At 70.0% G+C, this 18,558-nt stretch carries 18 protein-coding genes and 1 riboswitch; of the genes, 3 read left to right on the plus strand and 15 right to left on the minus strand.

Annotated features, from left to right (window positions below):
- Positions 1-23 precede the first annotated feature (23 nt).
- The 8 genes from ACU6WY_RS03380 to ACU6WY_RS03415 form a co-directional block, all read right to left on the minus strand.
- The gene (locus ACU6WY_RS03380) at positions 24-1,472 is read right to left on the minus strand and encodes an MFS transporter (protein ID WP_483821056.1); all 1,449 of its coding nucleotides are present in this window, start codon (positions 1,470-1,472) and stop codon (positions 24-26) included.
- Between the two features lie 178 nt (positions 1,473-1,650).
- Positions 1,651-2,004, minus strand: a complete 354-nt coding sequence (locus ACU6WY_RS03385; RefSeq protein ID WP_483821057.1) for a Fe-S protein — start codon at positions 2,002-2,004, stop codon at positions 1,651-1,653.
- A gap of 66 nt (positions 2,005-2,070) precedes the next feature.
- Entirely contained in the window at positions 2,071-2,544 is a 474-nt protein-coding gene (ribH, locus tag ACU6WY_RS03390; RefSeq protein WP_483821058.1) for a 6,7-dimethyl-8-ribityllumazine synthase, read from the minus strand.
- On the minus strand, positions 2,544-3,812 hold the full coding sequence (ribA, locus tag ACU6WY_RS03395; RefSeq protein WP_483821059.1) for a GTP cyclohydrolase II: 1,269 nt from the start codon (positions 3,810-3,812) through the stop codon (positions 2,544-2,546). Before ribA ends, ribH begins: the two co-directional genes overlap by 1 nt.
- The gene (locus tag ACU6WY_RS03400; protein ID WP_483821060.1) at positions 3,809-4,465 is read right to left on the minus strand and encodes a riboflavin synthase; all 657 of its coding nucleotides are present in this window, start codon (positions 4,463-4,465) and stop codon (positions 3,809-3,811) included. The genes ribA and ACU6WY_RS03400 overlap by 4 nt, the downstream gene beginning before the upstream one ends.
- Complete coding sequence (gene ribD, locus ACU6WY_RS03405; RefSeq protein WP_483821061.1) at positions 4,465-5,496, minus strand: bifunctional diaminohydroxyphosphoribosylaminopyrimidine deaminase/5-amino-6-(5-phosphoribosylamino)uracil reductase RibD; 1,032 nt, start codon at positions 5,494-5,496, stop codon at positions 4,465-4,467. Before ribD ends, ACU6WY_RS03400 begins: the two co-directional genes overlap by 1 nt.
- 55 nt (positions 5,497-5,551) lie before the next feature.
- A riboswitch (FMN riboswitch) is annotated at positions 5,552-5,700 on the minus strand.
- 66 nt (positions 5,701-5,766) lie between these two features.
- Entirely contained in the window at positions 5,767-6,630 is an 864-nt protein-coding gene (locus ACU6WY_RS03410; protein WP_483821062.1) for an Fpg/Nei family DNA glycosylase, read from the minus strand.
- A 567-nt stretch (positions 6,631-7,197) separates the two neighbouring features.
- Positions 7,198-7,761, minus strand: a complete 564-nt coding sequence (locus tag ACU6WY_RS03415; protein WP_483821063.1) for a GNAT family N-acetyltransferase — start codon at positions 7,759-7,761, stop codon at positions 7,198-7,200.
- Positions 7,762-7,952: 191 nt separating this feature from the next.
- Between ACU6WY_RS03415 and ACU6WY_RS03420 the strand changes: the two genes are divergently transcribed.
- Positions 7,953-8,768, plus strand: coding sequence for a hypothetical protein (locus ACU6WY_RS03420; RefSeq protein WP_483821064.1), 816 nt, complete (start codon positions 7,953-7,955; stop codon positions 8,766-8,768).
- Positions 8,769-9,062: 294 nt separating this feature from the next.
- Here the strand turns inward: ACU6WY_RS03420 and trpS are convergent, their stop codons facing one another.
- The 7 genes from trpS to sdhC form a co-directional block, all read right to left on the minus strand.
- On the minus strand, positions 9,063-10,040 hold the full coding sequence (gene trpS, locus ACU6WY_RS03425) for a tryptophan--tRNA ligase (protein ID WP_483821843.1): 978 nt from the start codon (positions 10,038-10,040) through the stop codon (positions 9,063-9,065).
- A 119-nt stretch (positions 10,041-10,159) separates the two neighbouring features.
- Positions 10,160-11,011: an exodeoxyribonuclease III gene (locus tag ACU6WY_RS03430; RefSeq protein ID WP_483821065.1), complete on the minus strand. Its 852-nt coding sequence runs from the start codon at positions 11,009-11,011 to the stop codon at positions 10,160-10,162.
- A 54-nt stretch (positions 11,012-11,065) separates the two neighbouring features.
- Positions 11,066-12,265, minus strand: coding sequence for a YihY/virulence factor BrkB family protein (locus tag ACU6WY_RS03435; RefSeq protein WP_483821066.1), 1,200 nt, complete (start codon positions 12,263-12,265; stop codon positions 11,066-11,068).
- 100 nt (positions 12,266-12,365) lie between these two features.
- Positions 12,366-13,154, minus strand: coding sequence for a succinate dehydrogenase iron-sulfur subunit (locus tag ACU6WY_RS03440; protein WP_483821067.1), 789 nt, complete (start codon positions 13,152-13,154; stop codon positions 12,366-12,368).
- Positions 13,154-14,983 (minus strand): succinate dehydrogenase flavoprotein subunit, encoded by a 1,830-nt coding sequence (gene sdhA / locus ACU6WY_RS03445; protein WP_483821068.1) that lies wholly within the window; start codon positions 14,981-14,983, stop codon positions 13,154-13,156. The genes ACU6WY_RS03440 and sdhA overlap by 1 nt, the downstream gene beginning before the upstream one ends.
- 47 nt (positions 14,984-15,030) lie before the next feature.
- The gene (locus ACU6WY_RS03450) at positions 15,031-15,486 is read right to left on the minus strand and encodes a succinate dehydrogenase hydrophobic membrane anchor subunit (RefSeq protein WP_483821069.1); all 456 of its coding nucleotides are present in this window, start codon (positions 15,484-15,486) and stop codon (positions 15,031-15,033) included.
- Positions 15,486-15,920, minus strand: coding sequence for a succinate dehydrogenase, cytochrome b556 subunit (gene sdhC, locus ACU6WY_RS03455; RefSeq protein ID WP_483821070.1), 435 nt, complete (start codon positions 15,918-15,920; stop codon positions 15,486-15,488). The genes ACU6WY_RS03450 and sdhC overlap by 1 nt, the downstream gene beginning before the upstream one ends.
- Before the next feature lie 216 nt (positions 15,921-16,136).
- Between sdhC and ACU6WY_RS03460 the strand changes: the two genes are divergently transcribed.
- Positions 16,137-17,255 (plus strand): mannose-1-phosphate guanylyltransferase, encoded by a 1,119-nt coding sequence (locus tag ACU6WY_RS03460; RefSeq protein ID WP_483821071.1) that lies wholly within the window; start codon positions 16,137-16,139, stop codon positions 17,253-17,255.
- A 194-nt stretch (positions 17,256-17,449) separates the two neighbouring features.
- The gene (locus tag ACU6WY_RS03465; protein WP_483821072.1) at positions 17,450-18,550 is read left to right on the plus strand and encodes a BMP family lipoprotein; all 1,101 of its coding nucleotides are present in this window, start codon (positions 17,450-17,452) and stop codon (positions 18,548-18,550) included.
- Positions 18,551-18,558 lie beyond the last annotated feature (8 nt).

Consider the following 18,558-nt stretch of genomic DNA (forward strand, 5'->3'; position numbering starts at 1 on the left):
TCCGACGATCTGTCTGGAACGGGTTACGGCGCGATCGCCCCGGCCGCGAGGTTGTCGTCGTAGTCGACGTCCTTGGTCTCGGGGGAGAGGGACACGGCCACGAGGGTCAGGACGCCCATCACCGAGAGGTACACGCCCACGAGCCACGGGTTTCCGCCGCCCGCGGCCCACAGTGCCACCGCGACGATCGGAGCGAGGGCAGCGCCGAGGATCGACGAGACGTTGTACGAGATCGCCGAGCCGGTGTAGCGGGTGTTGGTGGGGAAGAGCTCCGGCAGCACGGCGCCCATGGGCCCGAAGGTCGTGCCCATCAGCAGGAAGCCGATGATGAGGAACGCCTGGACATAGACGCGCGTGAGGGTCGGGTCGGCCTGCGGGAGCAGGAAGAACGCGAACGTGACGCCGAACAGGATGATCGCGATCGTGACGCCGATGAGCAGGCGCTTCCGCCCGAAGCGGTCGGCGAGGGGACCGGAGAGCATCGTGAAGATGCCGAAGAACACGACGCCGATGATCTGCATGATGACGAAGTCGGTGTACCCGAACCCGAGTCCCGCGGTGTACGTCGCGGGGTCGAACGGGGTGCCGGCCTGCTCGGCGGCGGCCTCGGCCCCGGCGAGGGTGGGCTTGGTGCCGTACGACAGCGTGAAGCTCGTCATCAGGTAGAACAGCACGTAGGTCGCCAGCATGATGAACGTGCCGAGGATCAGCTGCAGCCCGTTCCTGCGGACGACCTCGCCCAGCGGGAACTTGCGGATCGCGCCGCTCTTCTCGGCCTTGGCGAACGACGTGCTCTCGACCAGGCGGAGGCGCACCCAGAGGCCCACGATCACCATGACGGCCGAGAACAGGAACGGCACGCGCCATCCCCACGCGAGGAACTCCGCGGATCGCTGCGCGGTGCCGTCGGGGTGCGGGAGGGCGAAGTTGATCGCCAGGAAGACGCCGTTGGCGATGATGAAGCCGATCGGCGCGCCCAGCTGCGGGAACGTGCCGTACCAGGCGCGCTTGCCCTTCGGGGCGTTCTCGGTTGCGACCAGCGCTGCGCCCGACCACTCGCCGCCGAGGGCGAAGCCCTGCGCGAGGCGCATGATCAGCAGCAGCACCGCGGCCCAGACGCCGATCTCGTTGAAGGTCGGCAGGCATCCGATGAGGAACGTCGCGACGCCCATGGTGAGCAGGGATGCCACGAGCGTGGCCTTGCGTCCGAACCGGTCGCCGAAGTGCCCGAAGACCACGGCGCCGAGGGGACGCGCGACCATCGCCGCGCCGAAGACGCTGAACGACAGCAGGAGCGAGGTGGTCTCGTTGCCGGTGGGGAAGAAGAGGATCGGGAAGACGAGGACGGCCGCGGTGGCGTACGCGTAGAAGTCGTAGAACTCGATCGTCGTACCGATCAGGCTCGCGGTGATGACACGCGAGCGGGGATTGGCGGGGGTCGACGAAGAGACGGTGGGAGAGGAGGAGGTCATGGCTGCCTGACGAGAGATCGAGCGATCGCGTCCGTCGTGGGGGCGCAACGGTGGCACGGTACGGACACGGGGGTGTGCGCGTCCGGGCGCGCGGCGGGGGGCACCGGGAAGGACTCTGGTGGGGGTCCCGACCTTCCAGTCTAGGCGCTCGCCGGGCCTGCTCTGCCGGCGGGGGCGGTCAGCGCCAGAGGACGGCGAGAGCGGCGTTCAGCAGCGTGAGCAGTCCGACGAGCCAGAACAGCACGGGCGGAACGGTGTCGCCGCGCTTCTGGCGGGCCGATCCGATACCGAGGAGCGCCCCGATCACGATGAGCACGACGAGCTTCGTGCCGATCTTGAGGTAGTTGAGCTCGTACTCCACGCCCCACGGGGCGGCGAGGGCCAGACCCGAGACGAGGGCGATCAGCAGCCCGTAATTCATGAGGGGCGTCACCTGCACACGTCGGGCTACGGCCTCGACGACCCAGGCGCCGAAGAGCACGGCGAATCCGACGAGGTGGACGAGCACGACGGCGTGACGCAGGATCTCCATGCACGACAGAGTAGGGATGCCGGGGCGTCGCCGCCAGTAAGGCGGCCCTCGCCCCGGCTCCCGGGGTCAGCCGCGCAGGTCGCGCAGCACCAGGGCGGTGCGGATGGCCGCGTCGGCGGCCTCGGCGCCCTTGTCTTCTTTCGAGCCGTCGAGGCCGGCGCGGTCCAGACCCTGCTGCTCGTCGTCGAGGGTGAGCACGCCGAAGCCCACCGGCTTGCCGGCGTCGATCGCCACGCGGGTCAGGCCGTCGGTGGCCGCCGACGACACGTACTCGAAGTGCGGGGTTCCGCCGCGGATGATCACGCCGAGGGCCACGACCGCGTCGGCCCCGCCCTCGAACGCGGCGACCGCGGCGACGGGCAGCTCGAACGAGCCGGGGACGCGCACGACACGGTACGTCGCTCCCGTGGCATCCAGCACGCGCGTCGCCCCGGCGATCAGCCCGTCGGTGATGACGTCGTGCCAGGTGCCGGCGACGACGACGACGTTCAGTCCCGTCGCGTCCACGCCACCGGTCTCGGGTGCTCCACTGCCAGCCATCAGGCGGTCCCTTCCTTCATGTGCGCGAGGGCGTCGCGCAGGTCGTCCTCGGCGATGATGTGACCCATCCGGTCACGCTTGGTCTCGAGGTACTGGTGGTTGTTGGGGCCGACGCCCACGAGCAGGGGCACCTGCTCGACGACGTCGAGTCCGAAGCTGCGCAACTGGGCGACCTTGTCGGTGTTGTTGGTGAGCAGGCGCACCTTCTCGACGCCGAGGTCGGCGAGGATGCCCGCCGCGGCCGCGTAGTCGCGGGCGTCGGCGGGGAGTCCGAGGGCCAGGTTGGCATCCACGGTGTCCATGCCGCGCTCCTGCAGGCTGTACGCGCGCAGCTTGTTGATGAGGCCGATGCCGCGTCCTTCGTGGCCGCGCATGTAGATGACGATGCCGCCGTCGCGGTCGATCGTGTCGAGGGCGGCATCCAGCTGCGGGCCGCACTCGCACTTCAGCGATCCGAACGCTTCGCCGGTGAGACACTCCGAGTGCACCCGCACGAGCGGGGCCTTCTCGGTGAGCTCGCCCGAGATGACCGCGAGGTGGTCGGTCCCGGTGATGCGGTCCTTGTAGGCCAGGAAGCGGAACGTCCCGTGCGAGGTCGGCACGTTCGACTCGGCGCGCAGGCTCACGCGGCGCCGAGCGGCGGGGGCGGTGGCGGCCGGCTCGACCTCGTCGAGGTAGGCGATCAACTGCTCGATCGTCACCACGGGAACACCGTCGCGCTCGCCGAGCTCGATCAGCCCGGGCAGGCGCATCATGCTCCCGTCTTCGGCGACGACCTCGGCGATCGCGCCGACCGGCTCCAGGCCCGCCAGCCGCATGAGATCGACGGCGGCCTCGGTGTGGCCGGCGCGCTCGCGCACGCCCCCGTCGACCGCGCGCAGCGGCAGCACGTGGCCCGGGCGGATGACGCTGGTCGGAACCGACGCGGGGTCGGCCAGGACGTTCAGGGTGCGCGCGCGGTCGGAGGCGCTGATGCCGGTTCCCACACCCGTGGCGGCGTCGACGCTCACGGTGTACGCGGTGCCGCGGGCGTCCTGGTTGACCTCCACCATCGGGGGGAGGTCGAGGCGATCGGCCCAGTCGGCGGGCATCGGAGCGCACACGTAGCCGCTCGACCAGCGGACCGTCCAGGCAATCCACTCGGGGGTGGCCAGCTGCGCCGAGAGGATGACGTCGCCCTCGTTCTCGCGGTTCTCGTCGTCGGCGACCAGGACCGGTCGGCCGGCGCGCAGGGCCTCCAGGGCCTCGGGGATGGTGGACAGGCTCATGCGGAGCCCCTCTCGGTCGATGCGGCGGCAGCCGCGGGATTCTCGGTGCTGCGGAAGGCCAGCAGACGCTGCACGTGGCGGGCCAGGATGTCGGTCTCGAGGTTGACGGGCGTGCCCGCCTCGGCGCGGCCCAGGGTGGTCGCCTCGAGCGTCTCGGGGATGAGCGAGACCTCGAGCCACTGCTCGGCCTCGTCGGGGGCGCTCACGTCGCTGACGGTGAGCGAGACGCCGTCGATCGCGATCGAGCCCTTGTCGACCACGAGCGGGGCCAGGTGACGGGGGATGCCGATGCGCACGACGCTCCACTGCGCGCCCGGGCGCACCTCGCGCACGACACCCGTGCCGTCGATGTGGCCCTGCACGATGTGGCCGCCCAGGCGCCCGTGCGCCGCGGTCGCCCGCTCGAGGTTGACCGCGCGGCCGGCGGCGACCCCCGCGAGCGTCGACATGTCGAGCGTCTGCTTCATGACGTCGGCGGTGAACCAGTCCTCGCCCTGGTCGACGACGGTGAGGCACACGCCGCTGACCGAGATCGAGTCGCCGTGGCCCGCGTCGGATACCGACAGCGGCGCCGTCACGGTCACGCGCACGCCGTCGCCGGCGGGCTCCACGGCGGTGATCTCGCCGATCTCTTCGACGATTCCGGTGAACATCAGAGGTCTCCCTGTCTGTCGGTCGAAAAACGGGCGACGATACGGACGTCGTCGCCGAGCACATCGATGGATGCCACCTCGAGCCGCCGCGCGGCGTCGATGGTGGGCACTCCCACGTCGCCGAGCGCGAGGCGGGAACCGCCCAGGAGCACGGGGGCGAGGTAGACGAGCACCTCGTCGGCGAGCCCGTCGCGCACGAGGGCGCTCTCGAGGGTCGGACCGCCCTCGACGAACACCCGCTGGATGCCGCGGGATCCGAGGTCGTCGAGCACGGCGGCCAGGTCGCGGGTGGGAAAGAACAGCGCTTCGCGCGGGTGCCGGTGCACCGCGGCATCCGGGTCGACCGGGCTCTCGCCGACGATGACCGGGATCGGCTGGTCGGGCAGGAGCGCGCCGTCGTCCGTGCGTGCGGTGAGGGCGGGGTCGTCGGCGCGGACGGTGCCGGTTCCCGCGACGATCGCGTCGGCGGCCGCGCGGCGTTCGTGCACGTCGCGGCGGGCGGCGGGCCCGGTGATCCACTGACTGGAGCCGTCATCGGCGGCGGCGCGGCCGTCGAGGCTTTGCGCCCACTTCACGGTGACGTGCGGGCGTCCGGTGCGCTGCAGGTGCACCCAGTCGTGCACGAGGTCGGCAGCGGCGGCGCGCTCGATCCCGGATTCGACGTCGACGCCCCCGGCCCGCAGGCGCTCGGCGCCGCCGGCGGCGGCATCCGTCGGGTCGTCGAGGGCGTAGACGACGCGCGCGACACCGGCATCGAGGAGGGCCACGGCGCACGGGCCGGTGCGGCCGGTGTGGTTGCACGGCTCCAGCGTCACGACCGCGGTCGCGCCGCGCGCGGCGCCGGGGGCTAGCTGCGAGAGCGCGTCGACCTCGGCGTGCGGGGTGCCCGCACCGCGGTGGTAGCCCTCGGCGAGCACGTCTCCCGCGGGGGAGAGAATCACGGCGCCGACCTGCGGGTTGAGCCCGCGCGGGCCGTTCCGCGCGAGACGCAGCGCGCGGCGCATGGCGTCTGTTTCGGCGGCGGATGCCATTTCCCTGTCCTTCCCGTGGTGCGCAGGGCAGAGGGCAGGGCGGCGCGTCGCGCCGACCGTGCTGCCTCCTATCCGGACTAGCGACGATTTCTCGTCGCATCACCGTCGGTTCCGGAATTCCACCGGATCGGCCCCACCGCCGAGGCGGAGGAGTTCGCGGACTGTCACCGCCGGTTCGGATTCTCACCGACCCCGGAGCACGTATTGCTTGGTCGCAGTCTAATCAACACCGCCGACACGGAATCATTCCCGACGCCGTATGACGGTGTGCTACTTGAGCAGGCGCGACAGTCGTCGGTCGGCCAGCAGCTTCCCGCCCGTCTGGCACGTGGGGCAGTACTCGAGGGAGTTGTCGGCGAAGAAGACGCTGCGCACCTCGTCGCCGCACACAGGGCACGCCTCGCCGCGGCGCCCGTGCACGCGCATGCCCCGGCGCTTCGCATCTTTCAGGTCGGCCGGGGGCTTGCCGCGGGCCGTCTCGATCGCCTCGGTGAGGGTGGCGATCATCGCGGCATAGAGCGTGTCGATCTCGGCGTCGGAGAGGTTCGCGGCGAGGGCGTAGGGCGACATCTTCGCCGCGTGCAGGATCTCGTCGGAGTAGGCGTTGCCGACGCCCGCAATGATCGCCTGATCGCGCAGCACTCCCTTGATCTGCGTGCGGCGCCCGCTCAGCAGCGCCGCGAAGGCATCGCGGTCGAGGGCCTCGTCAAGCGGGTCGGGGCCGAGCCGCGCGATCCCGGGCACGGCGTCGGGGGAGCGGACCGCGTACACCGCGAGCGACTTCTTCGTGCCGGCCTCGGTGAGGTCGAAGCCCGAGCCGTCGTCGAAGCCGATCCGCAGCGCGATCGGGGTCTTCCCCGGCTTGATGAGGGTCGCCGGCAGAGCGTCGTACCATCGCAGCCACCCCGCCTTGGCGAGGTGGAAGACCAGGCGGATGCCGCCGTCGGTGGCGACCTCGACGAACTTACCGTGGCGGTCGACCGCCGTCACGGTCGTTCCGACCAGGGCGTCGATCGGCGGGTCGTACGTCTTCAGGGCGCTGATCGCCGACACGGCGGCTTTCGTGAACGTCAGCCCCGTGACACGACCGCGAAGGAACTCCACGAGCCCCTCGACCTCGGGCATCTCCGGCATGCCGCTATCGTGGCATCCCCTTCCGACATTGGACAGGCTCTTGCGCGCCGGCCCCTGGCCCCGGGGCCCTGGCCCTGCCCGGGGCCCGGCCGCTGCCGCTGGCCCGGGCCGCGGCCGCTGCCCTGCCCCTGCCCCGGGCCGCGGCCGCTGTCCCGGGCTCCTGCCGCCGAGCCTCCCGCCCGCCCCCCGGGCACAACTCCTGCAGGTGTCGGCGAAGAGGCAGGGATGCCGCGGTGTCCGGGCGGATCTGCCGGAGTTGTGCGGCGCGGCCCGCCCGCACGCGCGGCCCCCGCCCCGGCCTTCGTCCCGCCCTCGGCCCCGCCCCCGCCCCGGCCCAGGCACAACTCCTGCAGGTGTCGGCGAAGAGGCAGGGATGCCGCGGTGTCCGGCGGTTGTGCCGGAGTTGTGCGGCGCGACCCGCCCGCACACGCGGCCCCCGGCCTCACCCCCCGGCCTCCCCCCCCCCCCCGGCCCCCGGCCCGGCCCCCGGGCACAACTCCTGCAGGTGTCGGCGAAGAGGTGGGGATGCCGCGGAGCCCGGCGGATCTGCCGGAGTTGTGCGGCTGCTCAGCCCAGGTCGAGCGGCCACTCCTGCGGCGCGCGGTCGTCGTGCCGGAGCAGGCCGCCGATCCACAGGTCGGCGCGGCCCAGGCTGTTGACGTGCGCCTGCCGCAACAGCCCCTCATAGCGGAAACCGAGCCGCCGCGCGGTGCGAGCCGAGCCGATGTTCCCGACGACGGCGCGCCACTCGATCCGCTCGATTGCCGGGCGCTCGTCGGCGAACGCCCAGTCGATGACGGCCGCCGCGGCCTGGCCGGCCGCATTCTGCCGACGCGCGTCGCGCGCGACCCAGTACCCGATCTCGGGGGCTCCGGTGTCGAACTTCGCCAGCCCGATCATGCCCGCGAGGCGCCCGTCGCGGCGGATCGCCCACGTCGGCTCCGTACCGTCGGCCCACCAGTGGGTGGTCAGCTCCACGAAGCGCTCGGCGTCCGTGAGGAGGTACGGCGACGGCACCGTGGTGTAGCGCTGCAGGTCGGCATCCTGGCACTCCGCGTGAATGGATGCCACGTCCGCCGCCGTCGGCGCGGACAGTTCGAGGTGCGCGGTGTGGAGGTGCTCCGGTTCCATCCGCCCACGCTACAGACCCCGCACAACTCCGGCGATTCTCCGCACGCGGCCCTGCGGATGCCGCGGCGTGCGTGACGCGCCGGAGTTCTGCCTGCCCCGACGCTCCTCCACAGCGGGTCAATCTCGGCATCCATCCCCGATTCGCCTCTCGCGTCGCTCGCGCGCGTCCGGTGCCGGGCACGGTGGGGGAGATGGCGCCACCCGAGTTCCGCACCTACCGTCAGCTTCGCGACGACGGATGGAGCCGGCATCGCATCGACAGGGCGGTGCGGAGCGGAACCCTGGTCCGCCTCCGGCGCGGACGGTACGCCGTCGCCTCCATCGAATCGGCAGCGCGGGATGCCGGATGCCTCGGTGGCCGCCTGGATTGCGTGTCGTTGCTGTCGGCGCTCGGTGTCTTCGTGCTGCGCGCCGACCGGCTCCACGTCCAATTCGACCGAGAAGCGAGCCGGATCCCCGAGCGGCCGGCTGGTGTCGTCGCCCACTGGCGCGCGAGTCGGGCTCGCCCGGGCGACCTGCACGCGGATCTCGTGGAGGCGCTGAGGCAAGCCGTGGTGTGCCAGGGGCCGCGTGCCGGGATCGCGTCGGTGGACAGCGCGTTGCACGGCGGACTGATCACCGACGTCGAGGTCGATGCGGTGTTCGACGGGCTTCCGCGGCGTTACCGGCGGCTCCGCGGTCTCGTGGACTCTTCGGCCGAGTCGGGGCCCGAGACGTTCGTCCGTCTCATCCTGCGTGCCCTCGGCGCACCGTACGAGACACAGGTGCGTCTTCGAGGCGTGGGTCGGGTCGACTTCGTCGTCGGCGGGTGGCTGATCGTCGAGTGCGACAGCCGCGCGCATCATTCGTCGTGGGAGGAGCAGCTCCGTGACCGACGTCGGGATCGCGCGGCAGCGATTCTCGGATACGCCACCCTGCGTCTGGTTGCCGAGGACATCCTGTACCGCCCGGACCTGGTGCGCGACGCGCTGGCCGGCGTATGGAAAGGTCCGCGCCGGGCCCGATGAGTCCGAGCGCGCCCGCTCGGCGCTCGGCGGCGGCGCACAACTCCTGCACGATCGACCGCGCGCGGCGCCCCGCCGCACCCTGCGGCTCCGCTGCCGGAGTTGTGCCGGTCAAAGACGCCGCGTCCCGACGGCATCGGCCACGCGTCCTCGCGCACAACTCCTGCACGAATCGCCGGGTGGGTGGCGTGCCCGGAACACCGGCCCGCCCTTGCCGGAGTTGTGACTGCGCCGCGCAGACCGCCCGGGCCAGCCGCACGGCATCAGCCCCGCGCCGCCCCGCCCCGCCCCCGCGCGTCAGGCGCGGCGCAGCAGACCGATGCGGTCGTACACCTTCGCGAGGGTCTCCTCGGCGACGGATGCCGCTCGCTCGGCGTTGTGCGCCAGCACGCGGTCCAGCTCGGCGGGGTCGGCCAGCAGCTCGAGGGCGCGCTCGCGCACCGGCTCGAACTCCGCGACGACCGCCTCGGCGAGACCCTTCTTGAAGTCGCCGTACCCGCGGCCGGCGTACTCGTCTTCGATCGAGGAGATCTCGCGCCCGGTGAGGGCCGAGTAGATGACGAGGAGGTTCGAGACGCCCGGCTTCTCATCGCGGTCGAAGCGCACCGCACCCTCGGAGTCGGTGACGGCGCGCATGATCTTCTTCGCGCTGACCTTGGGCTCGTCGAGCATCCACAGCACACCGGCGTCGGACTCGGCCGATTTCGACATCTTGGCCGTGGGGTTCTGCAGGTCGTAGATGCGGGCGGTCTCGCGCTGGATCATCGGCTTCGGGATCGTGAACGTCTCACCGAAGCGCTGGTTGAAGCGCTCGGCGAGGTCACGGGTGAGCTCGATGTGCTGCTTCTGGTCATCCCCGACGGGTACCACGTCGGTCTGGTAGAGCAGGATGTCGGCGGCCATCAGCACCGGGTAGGTGAAGAGGCCCACGTTGGTGGCATCCGCCCCGTACCGGGCCGACTTGTCTTTGAACTGCGTCATGCGCCCGGCCTCGCCGAAGCCGGTGAGGGTCGACAGCACCCACTGCAGCTCCGCGTGCGCGGGCACGTGGGACTGCACGTACAGGGTGGAGCGCGACGGCTCGATGCCCGCGGCGATGTACTGCGCGGCGGTCCGTCGGGTCTTCTCGCGGCGCTCTTCGGGGTCGCCGGGCTGGGTGAGCGCGTGCAGGTCGACGACGGAGAAGAACGCGTCGTACTGATCTTGCAGCTCGCGCCACTGCAGGAGGGCCCCGATGTAGTTGCCGATCTGGAGGCTGTCGGCCGAGGGCTGCATTCCGGAGTACAGGCGCTGCTGGGTCACCGTACGATCCTAGGCGGCTGCGGCGGGTTCGACCTCCGCGGGGCCCACGGCGATACGGCCCACGGAGGACCTCCCGGGTGGGCGCACCGCCGTCACGACCGCCCGAGTGTGTAGTCGACGATCACCGGGGCATGGTCGCTCCATCGGGTGTCGTACGACGGCGCCCGGTCGACGCGATAGTCGGTGACGCGCTCCGCCAGAGCGGGTGTGACGACGTGGTAGTCGATCCGCCAGCCGGAGTCATTGTCGAACGCCTTCCCGCGCATCGACCACCACGTGTACGGCCCCTCGACGTCGCCCGCGTGACGGCGTCCGACGTCGACCCACCCGAGGCCGGTCCCCGTCGACCCGTCGACACCCTCGACTTCGGCGCCAGCGGGGCCGAAGAAACGGTCGAAGTACGCGCGCTCGCGGGGGAGGAAGCCGGCGTTCTTGCGGTTGCCTCTCCAGTTCTTGATGTCGAGCTCGCGGTGGCCGACGTTGAGGTCGCCCATGACGACGGCGAGGGGCTGAGAAGCCCCCAGCTCGGCCAGGCGCCGCTCCATGGCATCGAGGAACAGCCACTTCGCCTCTTGCTTGGGGGTGTCGACCTCGCCGCTGTGCACGTAGGCGCTCACGACGGTGACGGTTTCGCCGTCGATGTCGAAGTCGGTCTCGATCCAGCGCCCCGACGCGTCGAGAGGCTCGGGACCGAGGTGTGTGCGGGTCTCGACGCCGGGCACTCGGCTCAGGATCGCCACGCCCGCGCGGCCCTTCTGCAGCGCCTCGTCGTTGACGATCTGCCACCCGGGGAGGGCGTCGGCGAGCTGTTCAGCCGTCGCGCGCACCTCCTGCAGGGCGAGGATGTCGGCGCCGTAGGCGTCGAGCCACTCGGTCATGCCCTTGCGGACGGCGGCACGGATGCCGTTGACGTTGACGGAGACGATGCGTACGGAACGAGCCACCCGACGAGCGTAGCCGGGGCCTCCGACACCGGCGCGACGTCGCCCGCAGGGGACTCAGTCGAGCATCAGCATCGACCGCCGCGGGGCCGGGAGCTCCGCCTCCAGCCGGGCCAGGTGCTTCCGCGCGGCCGAGAGGCGCCGCTTCGCACGCCACCGCCGCAACCAGCGCGCGCGTGCGACGGCGCGCTCCGCGTTGCGCACGTCGACCTGCGCGGCGATCACGAGGGCGGTCTGCTCCATCGCGCGACGGTCTTCGGGGGAGCGCAGCGGCACGTCGCGGTCGTCCGCGGCGACGGCGATCCACGCCGCCGCGACGAGGATCACGATGCCGACCAGGCGGAACCAGAGGAGGAATCCGATGAGCACCGTGAAGGTCGCCAGGAGCGGATTGGTCGGGGTGTAGACGAACAGGAAGCCGGCGGCCACCTGCAGCACCACGAGTCCCGCCGACCCCACGAGAGCCCCGGGCCAGATCCGGTGCCACGCGAGCACCGTGCCGGTGAGGAACCGGAAGAGCGAGGCCAGCGCGAGGGTGTTGACCCCGAAGGCCACGATCAGTGACACGCCCCGCGCCCCCACCGACCATCCGATCGTCTCGCTCGTCCAGCCGATCATGCCGAAGAGAAGGTCGACGGCGCCCGTGGTGATCGAACCGAGGAGCGCTCCCACGAGGAGTGCGACGCCGAACAGCAGAGACGCGACGAAATCGCGAGCCTTCAGCAGCACATAGTTGCGCAGGTCGAAGGGCAGGCCGAAGGTGTCGCGCACGGCGCGTCGCGTGAAGGTGACGAACCCGATCGTCGTCCAGATCACGACGACCAGCGCCACACCACCGGTCACCCCGAGCAGCCGACCGCTCTCCTGCGCCACCGCTTCGACCTGATCGGGCTTGACCAGCCCGTTGTCGCTGATGATGCCCGGGATATAACCGTTGACGACGCGGATGAGCGCTCGGATCGCCTCGGGGCTCCCGCCGAGCCAGATGCCCACGCTCGCGAACGCCAGGTACAGCGCCGAGAACATCGCGAACAGGCCCTGGTAGCTCATGCCGGCGGCGAGGAGGAAGCCGTTGTGCCGCAGGAAATGCCGCCAGACCCGCACCGGGAACAGCGTGGCGAGCTTCGCCGCGCGCGCGATGGGCTGGTCCAGTCGATCGCGCACCGCCGCCTGCGCCGCCTCGAGGCGATCACGCAGCGAGGTCTCCTCGGTCGCCGCGCCGGGCAGCGGGCGGGGGTCGTGGCGGCTCTCGGTCACCCGTTGAGCCTAATGAATGGATGCCATGCCCCCGCGGCATCCCTCGGGGAACGCCGAACGGCGGGGCGCCGGAGCGCACCCGCCGTTCGAAGGGAGGGGGTCAGCGACCGCCGCGGAGGACGGCCTGCTTGACCTCGGCGATGGCCTTGGTGACCTCGATGCCACGGGGGCACGCCTCGGTGCAGTTGAAGGTGGTGCGGCAGCGCCACACGCCCTCTTTGTCGTTGAGGATGTCGAGGCGCACGTCGCCGGCGTCGTCGCGCGAATCGAAGATGAAGCGGTGCGCGTTCACGATCGCGGCGGGGCCGAAGTACTGGCCGTCGGTCCAGAACACCGGGCACGACGAGGTGCATGCGGCGCACAGGATGCACTTGGTCGTGTCGTCGAAGACCTCTCGGTCGACGATCGACTGGACGCGCTCCTTGCCGGGCTCGGGCTTCGAGCTCGAGATGAGGAACGGCTGCACCTCGCGGTAGGAGGCGAAGAACGGCTCCATGTCGACGATGAGGTCCTTCTCGAGCGGCAGACCCTTGATCGCCTCGACGTAGATCGGCTTCGAGATGTCGAGGTCTTTGATCAGCGTCTTGCAGGCCAGACGGTTACGGCCGTTGATGCGCATGGCATCCGAACCGCAGATCCCGTGCGCGCACGAGCGGCGGAACGACAGCGACCCGTCGACCTCCCACTTGATCTTGTGCAGCGCGTCGAGCACACGGTCGGTGGAGTACAGCTCCACGTCATAGTCGACCCAGCGGGGCTCGTCGTCGACCTCCGGATCGAACCGGCGGATGTTGAACGTCACCAGGAACGACTGGATGCCGGTGTCCGCGGGGGACTGCTCGATGTCGGCGGGGGCGTCGGTCGTGGTGTCGAGCGCGGTCGCGGCCATCAGTACTTCCTCTCCAGGGGCGGGTAGCGCAGGGCCCCGTCCTCGTTCTTCGTGAACACCACGGGCTTCCACCCGAGCTCGATGTGATCGGCCGGGTGGGACGAGTGCGGGTCACCCGAGAGGTACGCCATGGTGTGCTGCATGTACTTCTCGTCGTCGCGCGTGGGGAAGTCGTCGCGCATGTGGCCGCCGCGGCTCTCTTCGCGGTTCTGTGCGGAGTAGACGACGACCTCGGCGAGGTCGAGCAGGAAGCCCAGCTCGACGGCCTCGAGGAGGTCGGTGTTGAAGCGCTTGCCCTTGTCGTCGACGTGGATGTTCTTGTATCGCTCGCGCAGGTCGGCGATCACATCGAGAACGCGAGAGAGCGACTCGTGGGTGCGGAACACCTGTGCGCCCTTGTCCATCTCGTCTTGCAGGGTCTTGCGCAGCACCGCGATGCGCTCGGTGCCGGAATTCGCCCGCAGGCCCTCGATCATCTCACGGACCTCCTTGGCCGGGTCGTCCGGGAGGGCCACGAAGTCGGCCGTCTGCACGTACTCGACCGCATTGCGGCCGGCGCGCTTGCCGAAGACGTTGATGTCGAGCAGGGAGTTGGTGCCAAGTCGGTTCGAGCCGTGCACCGAGACGCACGCGCACTCGCCGGCGGCGTACAGGCCCGGAACCACGGTGTCGTTGTCGGCGAGCACCTCGGCCTTGATGTTGGTGGGGATGCCGCCCATCGCGTAGTGCGCGGTCGGCATGACCGGCACCGGCTCGACGACCGGGTCGACGCCCAGGTACGTGCGAGCGAACTCGGTGATGTCGGGGAGCTTGGTCTCGAGCACCTCGGCACCCAGGTGCGTGCAGTCCAGCAGCACATAGTCGCGGTGGGGACCGGCGCCGCGACCCTCGGCCACCTCTTGCACCATGCAGCGCGCGACGATGTCACGCGGCGCGAGGTCTTTGATGGTCGGGGCGTAACGCTCCATGAAGCGCTCACCGCTCGCGTTACGCAGGATCGCGCCCTCGCCTCGCGCACCCTCAGTGAGGAGGATGCCGAGGCCGGCCAGGCCCGTCGGGTGGAACTGGAAGAACTCCATGTCCTCCAGCGGCAGGCCCTTGCGCCACACGATGCCGACACCGTCACCGGTGAGGGTGTGGGCGTTGGAGGTGGTCTTGAAGATCTTGCCGAAGCCGCCGGTGGCGAAGACCACGGCCTTGGACTGGAAGACGTGCAGCTCTCCCGTGGCCAGGTCGTAGGCGACGACGCCCGCCACCTGGGTGTTGCCGGTGTCGTCCTTCACCGTAATGAGGTCGAGCACGTAGAACTCGTTGAAGAAGTTGATGCCGAGCTTGACGCAGTTCTGGAAGAGCGTCTGCAGGATCATGTGCCCGGTGCGGTCGGCCGCGTAGCAGGCGCGACGCACGGGGGTCTTGCCGTGATCCGCGGTGTGCCCACCGAAGCGCCGCTGATCGATCTTGCCCTCGGGCGTGCGGTTGAACGGCAGCCCCATGTTCTCGAGGTCGATGACGGCGTCGATCGCCTCTCGCGCGAGGATCTCGGCGGCATCCTGGTCGACGAGGTAGTCGCCGCCCTTGATCGTGTCGAAGGTGTGCCACTCCCAGGAGTCCTCTTCGACGTTGGCCAGGGCCGCCGCCATGCCGCCCTGCGCCGCGCCGGTGTGGGAGCGGGTGGGGTACAGCTTCGAGATGACCGCGGTCTTCGCGCCGGGGCCGGCCTCGATCGCGGCGCGCATGCCGGCGCCGCCGGCGCCGACGATGACGATGTCGAACTGGTGGTAGTGCACGCCGTCTTTGACGATCGTGTCCGCGCTGTTCTGAGTGCTCACGTGTGCAATGCCTCTGCTGTCTCAGTCGGGAAGGAGGATGCCGCGGCTCACGCCTGGCAGATCTCCCACAGGGAGCTGCTCTCGGTGACGCCGAGGCAGGGGTCGAAGGTGAAGACCACGAGGGTGCCGAGGAGGATGAGGAAGGCGGCGGAGAGCCAGATCGAGCCGACGAGGATGCCGCGGATCTTGGCGTTCGTGACGTAGTCGTTCACGATCGTGCGCATGCCGTTGGCGCCGTGGATGAGGGCGAGCCAGAGCATCAGCACGTCCCACCACTGCCAGAACGGCGAGGCGAGCTTGCCCGCGACGAACGCGAAGTCGATCTGGTGGATGCCGTCGCCGGTCATGAGGTTGACGAAGAGGTGGCCGAAGATGAGGACGATCAGCAGCACGCCGGAGGCGCGCATGTAGATCCACCCCCACTTTTCGAGGTTGACGCCCTTCTTGCGCACGGCGGGCGTGCGCGGGGCTGGGATCGTACTGGCTTCCTGGGCGACGGACATCAGTGACCCCCTCCGACGGCGGCGAAGACGTTGATCAGGTGGCGCGGGGTGAACGCGAGCATCGTGACGACCCAGACGCCGAGGACGCCCCACCACAGCTGGCGATGGTGGCGCGTGGCCCAGGGCCAGAAGTCGACGAGGATGATGCGCAGGCCGTTGAAGGCGTGGTAGGCGATGGCGCCCACGAGAGCGACTTCGCCGAGTCCCATGATCGGGTTCTTGTACGTGCCGATGACGGCGTCGTACGCCTCGGGGGAGACGCGGATGAGGGCCGTGTCGAGGACGTGGACGAGGAGGAAGAAGAAGATGGCCACACCGGTGATGCGGTGCAGGACCCACGACCACATTCCCTCTCGGCCGCGGTAGAGCGTTCCGCGCGGCACCCGCGAGGTCGTCTCTTTCACCGACGGCGTGGCGCGTGCTGGTGCTGACACGGTCGTCCTCCCTGATCGAACACGGTGTGAGGAGCCGGAAACGGGCTCCGAGCGTCACACGGGCGCCATTGAATACTACGGCGGAGCTCTGGGGCGGGGGGATGAGGGCCGCCTAAGACTCTCTCGATGTCGAGATAGTTGCATTCGCGTTTCTCCTTAGCGTCGAGGGTGAGAAGTGCGAAGGGGTGGGCGAGCCCGCCCGATAGGGTCGGAGCCATGGCTGAACCCGCTATCGACGACTTCTACGCCGTGATCCCCGCCGGAGGGATCGGCAGCCGACTGTGGCCGCTCTCTCGCGCGGACGCTCCCAAGTTCTTGCACGACCTCACCGGCTCCGGTCAGACCCTGCTGCGCGACACCTGGGACCGCCTCGCGCCCCTCTCGGGCTCCGATCGGATCGCCGTGGTCACGGGCCGCGCGCACCGTGCGGCCGTGGAGCGGGAGCTGCCGGGTGTCCCCGACCACAACGTGTTCCTCGAGTCCGAGCCGCGCGACTCGTCCGCCGCCATCGGCCTGGCCGCGGCCATCCTGGTGCGCCGCGAGCCCGACGTCATCATTGGCTCCTTCGCGGCCGACCACGTCATCCGCCAGACACGCCAGTTCGATTTCGCCGTTCGCCAGGCGGTCGCCGTGGCGCGTGCCGGCTACATCTGCACCATCGGCATCCAGCCCAGCGAGCCTTCGGTCGGCTTCGGGTACATCAAGCAGGCCGACGAACTCATCGTCGACGGCGCCCCTGAGGCCTACATGGTGGAGCGCTTCGTCGAGAAGCCCGACCTCGACACGGCGAAGGAGTACTTCACCGACCGCGCCTACCTCTGGAACGCGGGCATGTTCATCACGCGCGCCGACGTGCTGCTGGCGGAGCTCGCCGTGAACGAGCCGGAGTTGCACGCGGGTCTGCTCGAGCTGGCCGACGCGTGGGACGACCGTGACCGACGTGGCCCCGCGGTGGATCGCATCTGGCCCGGTCTGAAGAAGATCGCCATCGACTACTCCGTCGCGGAGCCCGCCGCAGAGAAGGGGCGCCTCGCAGTCATCCCGGGGCACTTCGACTGGGACGACGTGGGCGACTTCGCCAGCCTCTCCAAGCTCAACTCCTCGGGCGGCCGCAACGAGCTCGCGATCCTCGGAGAAGACGCGAGAGTGCTCTCCGACGCCTCGAGCGGCATCGTCGTATCGCAGACCAAGCGCGTCATCAGTCTCATCGGCGTCCGCGACATCGTCGTGGTCGACACCCCGGACGCGCTCCTGGTGACCACCAGCGAGAACGCGCAGCGGGTCAAGGGCGTCGTCGACGCGCTCAAACTGACCGGTCGCGGCGACGTCCTCTGACACTGGATGCCGCACCTCGCGGCATCCAGTTTCTCCGGTGTCGGCGTTGTATGGCGTTTGGATGACGCGAGATTGCGTCTTTGTAACCATTGGGGCCCACACCCCGTCGCGGTACGTGGGTGATTCGTCGCAGTGGGTAACGTGACTCCATCGTCCCCGAACCCGTTGGGGGCCCCCGTCTTGGAGGACCATTCGTGAAGACCACGAAGAAGGCCGTTGTCAGCGGCCTCGCCATGATCGGCACGGCCGTGCTGCTCGCCGGCTGCGGTGCCGCGCCCGAGAGCAACGGCGAATCGGCCGGTACCGGCGCCAGCGACTACCTGGCCTGCATGGTGTCGGACGCCGGTGGATTCGACGACAAGTCGTTCAACCAGCTCGGCAAGGAGGGCGTCGACGCGGCGGTCGCCGAGCTCGGCTCGAGCGACCCCATCGAGGTCGAGTCGCAGTCCGAGACCGACTACGCCTCCAACCTGCAGAGCCTGGTCGACCAGGGCTGCGACACCATCGTGACGGTCGGCTTCCTCCTCGCCCCCGCGGCGCTGGAGTCGGCCACGGCCAACCCCGAGCTGCAGTACGTCTCGATCGACGACACGGTCGACAGCGACTTCGACGGCGCGACCGACGCCCCGAACATCAAGCCGATCATCTTCGACACCGCCCAGGCGGCCTACCTCGCCGGCTACCTCGCCGCGGGCACGTCGCAGACCGGCGTCGTGGGCACCTTCGGTGGCCTCAACATCCCGACCGTGACGATCTTCATGGACGGCTTCGCGCAGGGCGTCGACAAGTACAACACCGACAACGGCACCTCGGTGCGCGTCGTCGGGTGGGATCGCGCCGCTCAGGACGGCTCCTTCACCGGTGGCTTCGAGGCCAACGACACCGCCCGTCAGACCGCTCAGGCCCTCATCGACCAGAACGTCGACGTGCTCCTGCCCGTCGGTGGTCCGATCTACCAGTCGGCCGCCGTCGCCATCCAGGACGCGGGCCGCGAGATCGCCCTCGTCGGCGTCGACGCCGACGTGTACGAGACCGACCCCACCGTCGGCGACCTGCTGCTGACCTCGATCCTCAAGGGCATCGATGTGGGTACCCAGGACGCGATCGTGGCCGCCGGTAACGGCGAGTTCGACGCCTCCCCGTTCGTCGGAACGCTCGAGAACGAGGGTGTGGGCCTGGCTCCGTACCACGACTGGGCCGACCGGGTTCCCGCCGACCTGACGAGCAAGATCGACGCTCTCAAGGCCGAGATCATCAGCGGCACCATCACCGTCGAGTCCTACCTCGCCGGCTGAGAGATCCA

The sequence above is a fragment of the Microbacterium sp. ZW3a genome, from assembly GCF_057167165.1.